Source organism: Paraburkholderia sp. RL18-085-BIA-A (genome assembly GCF_046027075.1).
GTDB lineage: Bacteria > Pseudomonadota > Gammaproteobacteria > Burkholderiales > Burkholderiaceae > Paraburkholderia.
Map to the genome: position 1 here is coordinate 1 of NZ_JARESU010000271.1, position 5,436 is coordinate 5,436.

Here is a 5,436-nt window from a genome sequence, read left to right on the forward strand (position 1 = left end):
AAAAAACAACGATTCGCGACGCAAAGTTCGGCAACTATGCCGCATTCCTGGCAATGCCGATCAGGCTGAGATTGGATCACGATGATGCTGCTAAAGAGCCAGCAGGACGTTATTCTCAGGTCGCCAGGATCGGAATAGTTTGAATGCCTAAAAACCCTTGAGAAACGTCGCGAGCTTACTGTCAGGCCGAGTGCGACCGCATTTTCGGGGTACAACTTCTCCATGACCTGCTGCGCCTCTCGTAAAAGCGAGCCTGACATCCATTAGACTATGCCGATCATTTTCGTTTATTCCCTTTGAATTTGCGATCGCCCCGTCCAAATCGAACATAGTCAAGGATGCGGCATAGTTAAAGCTGCCCCTAGCGGCATAGCGGCAAGTCCCGACTCGTTCCTTGTCATGCCTCGACCTGCAAGGTGCTCGCACACTATTCTGCCGGTCGTGCCGGCGTCGCTGCGGGTCGACAGTCAGAATCTAAGTTCCGGCGGTTACCGGATCGTTGCGCAACAGGTGGCCCAATTCATTCGTCGCCACGGCTGGTAGAAATCAAATTCGCTACCTCGAAAGCGAATGTCAACGATCGGCAAGCAACGACACAGCAGGAAAGTCGCTAATGGCCGATAAACAGCCATTCGCCGGCGCCTCGCGAATGGTCCTTCATAGCCGACATGCGACGGACACGTCTAGAAGCGATTCGATGCCACAAAGATCCTACGACCTGCCAAGGTTACACAATTAACATGCTCAATTCTTCGTTTTCTGGTCTCGAGTTGCCATGGTGGGCGGCTACCACAACCGCAAGCATGACCGACCGCGCGGCCAACGGTCATCGGGCGCGGTTTTCTCCTATTGCACGACATCACGAAGATGTATCGGCTCTGCAGGCAAAACGAATAGTATGATCAGTCAATTTGAGGAAACTCCTGAGGGCCAGCGGGAGGGGCAACAGGACCGAAAACCCACGACACACAGAACAGCGCGCAAACGCACGCAACCGCGCGCCGACCTGCGACCGGTGCGCGGTTGTGGTTGCTTTCCTAACTAGCGGCTCGATCAGGAAATGGCGGATTCGCCTCAGAAGCGATGGCGCATGCCGATCGTCACCGCGGTCTGGTTGGCGGTGGACGACGGCGACAGCGTATTGATCGCAGCCACGTTCGCACCCAGCGATCCCAACTGACCCGAGGCGTGCTGGTACACCCCTTCCAGGTACACGTCCGTGCGCTTGCTCAACGCGTAGTCGCCTTGCAGCGAGGCCGTCTGCCACTTCGGATCGCCCGTTCCGTTCGAACCGGTGACCTTGCCGTCGGTGAACGTGTAGGCGGCCGCAAGGCTCAGCGCCGGCGTCAATGCGTAGCGGCCGTTGAGTTCATAGTTGTCCATATGAAGGTTCGTGCCGCCGATGCCGCCGATGACCGTCCCGCCGACGTTGATGCCTTGTACATTGTCGAGCTGCGTGTGGGTGTACACGAAGCCGACGGTCGCCGGGCCGTACGTGTAGTTCGCACCGGCGCCATAAGTGCGCTGCAGGGCCGCGGCAATGTTTGCGTCGCCGTTGCCGAACGAGACCGCGCCACCGGTGTTGTTGCTGCCGGAATTGTTCAACTGCAAATACGAGGCCGCGACATTCAACGGACCGTTCTGGTACGAAGCGCCCGCGCTCCATGCCCGGTTGTTCGAGAACTGGCCGGCCGCATTGCTGAAGCCATACAAGCCGCCGAACTGGATGCCGTTGTAATTCGCGCTCGTGTACTTTACGGAGTTCTTAACCGAGAAAGTACCGTCGAGATTGTCATTATCGAACGGGTGGGCGGCCAGATTATTGCCATAACCGTAGCCTGCGGCCGAAATCGGGGCGAGATAGTCGACCATCGAATCATATTGGCGACCCAGCGTGATCTGGCCATATTGATCGCTCTTCAGGCCCACATAAGCCTGACGGTTGAACATCGTGCCGTTTTCTTTGAATGCGCCATTGTTGAGGTTGAAGCCGCTTTCCAAAGTGAAAATCGCATGCAGGCCACCGCCGAGGTCTTCATTGCCGCGCACGCCGAACAAGGTAGTCGACAGGGACCCGCTTCCCTGCTGAAAGTTGCTATGGCCCAACTGATTATTCGAATAGACCAGCCCTGCGTCCAGCGTGCCGTAGAGGGTCACGCTGCTTTGAGCTTGCGCCGAGACCGCAAACGCGCCCAGCAATGAGGCGGCCAAAAGCGTTTTCTTCATGTTCTTCTCCAGATTGCATGGTGAAACAAAACAGAACGCGCGGTTGGCGATCCTGGGCATGGCGCCGATGGCCGCGGCGAAACGTTCTGATAATCCAGCGCGAAGTGTACCGGGCAGGTAATCGTGATGACACGCGAATTGCGTAAAGAGTCTTTTTCCGATGTGCGCAATGACGAATCTTTACAAGCCGGGAGCGTTAAAGGGTATTGTCAACTTGTGTGCCGCGTTCGACCAAACATGCGTTAATATGGATAACTAACTAAAGCGGCAAGGCCCCCCAACGTCGGAGCGGACGTCGCGCGTTCTTACGCGTCGAAGGGCTGGGTGCGTAGCGCCCGCTTTTGCTTTGCATCGGTGTGGTAACGGCAATGCATGCCGCGTAGATCAGTTTTTTCATGATGAGTCGCCTCATAAGTAAGAGAAATTCGACTTCACTGTCTTTGAATGAAGCGCGTGCTCAGGCCTCCAGAGACGATGAGCTGACTTCATTCTGCGCAACCGGCCGTGACCCGAAGCTGACGCGCCGATGACAACATTGTCACGTTGCGCTCCCACACCTTGGAAGACAACGGTTTTGTAACGTTGCGGTCAGGACAGGGTAACGACCGGATCGTTACACTTAGGGTTGTGTCGCAGTAAGCGGTGGGCGGTAGCGAGTCACTTGAGCAACTCGCCCCAGATTGAGTCGCCGATGCCACGTGCGCGGCTATTCCGGACGGATCGAAGAAGAGTTCGACCTGGACGACTATGGGTGGAAGGCAGTGGGAGCCAGACTTCGCTGCGTGGTTGGAAACACCGAAGTTCAGCGCACAGAACGAAGTGCCGAGACGGCTAAAAAATGCGCCGCCGAACGAGGCGGCCTGATTGATTCATCGCCATAGGCGAGCGGGAGAGTCGTGGAGAAACGCACAATAAAGTCGCTCTACGCAGGCATTGGGCTTTCGGCTCTTTGGCTCCTGGGCGTAAAACATCCGATCGTTCTCGGCGCACTGGTTTTGGGAGTCGGCCTGTTTCTCGGGGCGAGCTTATTTGTAGTTTGGATGGTTGAGGATTAATCGTCGCCAGTGGAGAGGGAGATCGGTGTGACGTTAGAATCAAGGATGAATGGTCCCATACGGTCGCGAACAAGGTCGAAGCGGCCTATCATCGCACCGACCTGCTGGAACAGTGGCGACCGTTGATGGCCGCGTGGGCGCGACACGTATGCTCGATCACGCAGGATACCGATAACGTGATCGAGCTTGCCGAACACGCAGCATGACAATCAACCCGGCCCCGCGCCGGGTTTTGCTTTCCGGCCTTCTGACGACTTCGCATCGCCGTGGCATTGTGAGCCGTTCGCGGCTTGGGGCGAGTAGTTGGCGCCTGCACGGCAAGCCAGCGGCTCACAGCGTCACGGTCCCGGCCTGGCGGGTGCTTTCGAACCTTCGGCATCCGTGCCGGGCGCCGTTCGCAGGGGCCGGAGGTCTTGGCCATCGTTCGTCACCCGTGAGAGGTTCCACGCGAGGTGGTTAGATGGTGCTGTAGCTTTTCATGACGCGTGTTCGCTTGGTGCGCCTTCGGCAACCACACCCCGGGCGTTTCGAATGTCGAGGATCGACCCTGAACGGTCTGACATGCCAGAGTGACGAGCGTCTGCTAAGCAACTGCACACCGGACTAGCGGCGCCCCTTTGTCACGCCCGGGGCACCGCCCCGCTTATGACACTCAAAAAACGTGCGGATGCCAGCTGCCGCAATGTAGTTCGTTGGCTCGTAGCCGGTGAAATCGGCGCCGTTGAACTTCGAGAACATGTATCCGACATAGAGGTCGGTACGTCTGCTCAGGTTGTAGTCGAGCAGCACCGAGTATTCGAGCTGGTTGCCACCTGCAACGTGGGCACTCTGCATCAGCTGCGTATCAGAGAAGCCGGCGGCAATATCAAGTGTCGGCGTAATTTTGTAGTCGCCACCGAACAACTGGTTGTGTCGGGTAGCCGCCATGCATTGCTGCATAGCGGCCCCCTCAGAACCGTGCATGCACCTTTCAATGCACACGGCTCAAGCCTTTCAAAGCCCCCGATTGGAAGCCGGTTTCGTTACTGTTAGACCACGACTATGGATCTGTTGGTGGCAGACGGGATGGACCATGACGAGATTGGCCCGTGCACTCGATCCTCCGTCCACACGACGAACGATGTGATGAACGTGCCATCCCGTCACCGCTGTGATGCGCTGCTGACATACGACGCAAGCCCGTTCCTGGTCCAACCAGAGGCGGATCAGTTGTCCTCGGCCCGACAGGGTGTTCACCATTTTCAAACCGTAACGGTCTTCGAAGTAGCGTTCCCATGCCGGGTCGAAGGGGTTGGCGTCGCCACGAACTTGCGTATGTCGCCGGATTGGGACGTCAGATGCTTTACGTAGCCGCAATCGTCTTGATTTCCCTTCTGCCGTTAGTTCACCAGTATCCGCGGCAAATACCCAATACCGCGTTCCTTCGCGATGGAAGTATCGCGCTTTGATCCATCGTGCGCCCTTGCACGGATGCCGCCGGCAGCACCACTTCCACAGCGCCTGCCAGATGGCAGTGTCGACTGCGCTGTAGACTTCCTTCGAAACCACGTGTCGATGGTAGTTCGCCCAGCCATCGATGATCGGGTTGAGCAGACCGATGAGACTGACCTGTTTGGCCGATGCATTGTCCTTGATGACTGTGCGCACCTTCGTCAGAAACGTTTGAACATTCCTTTTTGATGGCTTGATGAGTAACTTGCCGTTCGGATATTTTCGAATGTTCTGCCCGAGGAAGTCGAACCCTTGCGAGATGTGCGTGATCCTGGTCTTTTCCGGGGAGAGCGTCAGTCCGCGCTCCTGCAGAAAGGCCTCGACCAGTGGCTTGACCTCGTCTTCCAGCAACTCTTTCGAGTAACCGGTGATCACAAAGTCATCGGCATAGCGCACCAGACCGACTTTGGGGCGAATCCATTTGCCATCAACCTGGCGACGGAGAAACTTCTCCGCTAGCTGGTGTTGCAGGCCATCGAGCGCCCAATTCGAAATCGCTGGTGAGATGATGCCGCCTTGCGGGGTCCCTGCGTTTGTGGCGAAGAGCTGCCGATCTTCGATGTATCCCGCCTTCAACCATTTCCGCAAGATCACCGTATCAGTGGGAACGTTGGTGATCAACCAGGAATGGGAGATCTCGTCGAAACATGCCCGGATATCGCCT

The 5,436-nt window shown here is 57.0% G+C and carries 3 protein-coding genes; all 3 read right to left on the reverse strand.

Annotated features, from left to right (window positions below):
• Positions 1-1,074: 1,074 nt before the first annotated feature.
• Positions 1,075-2,226: a porin gene (locus P0D89_RS50655; protein ID WP_408369183.1), complete on the reverse strand. Its 1,152-nt coding sequence runs from the start codon at positions 2,224-2,226 to the stop codon at positions 1,075-1,077.
• Positions 2,227-3,884: 1,658 nt separating this feature from the next.
• Entirely contained in the window at positions 3,885-4,208 is a 324-nt protein-coding gene (locus P0D89_RS50660) for a porin (RefSeq protein WP_408369187.1), read from the reverse strand.
• Positions 4,209-4,274: 66 nt separating this feature from the next.
• On the reverse strand, positions 4,275-5,436 hold a 1,162-nt coding region (locus tag P0D89_RS50665; protein ID WP_408369189.1), incomplete at its 5' end, for a group II intron maturase-specific domain-containing protein.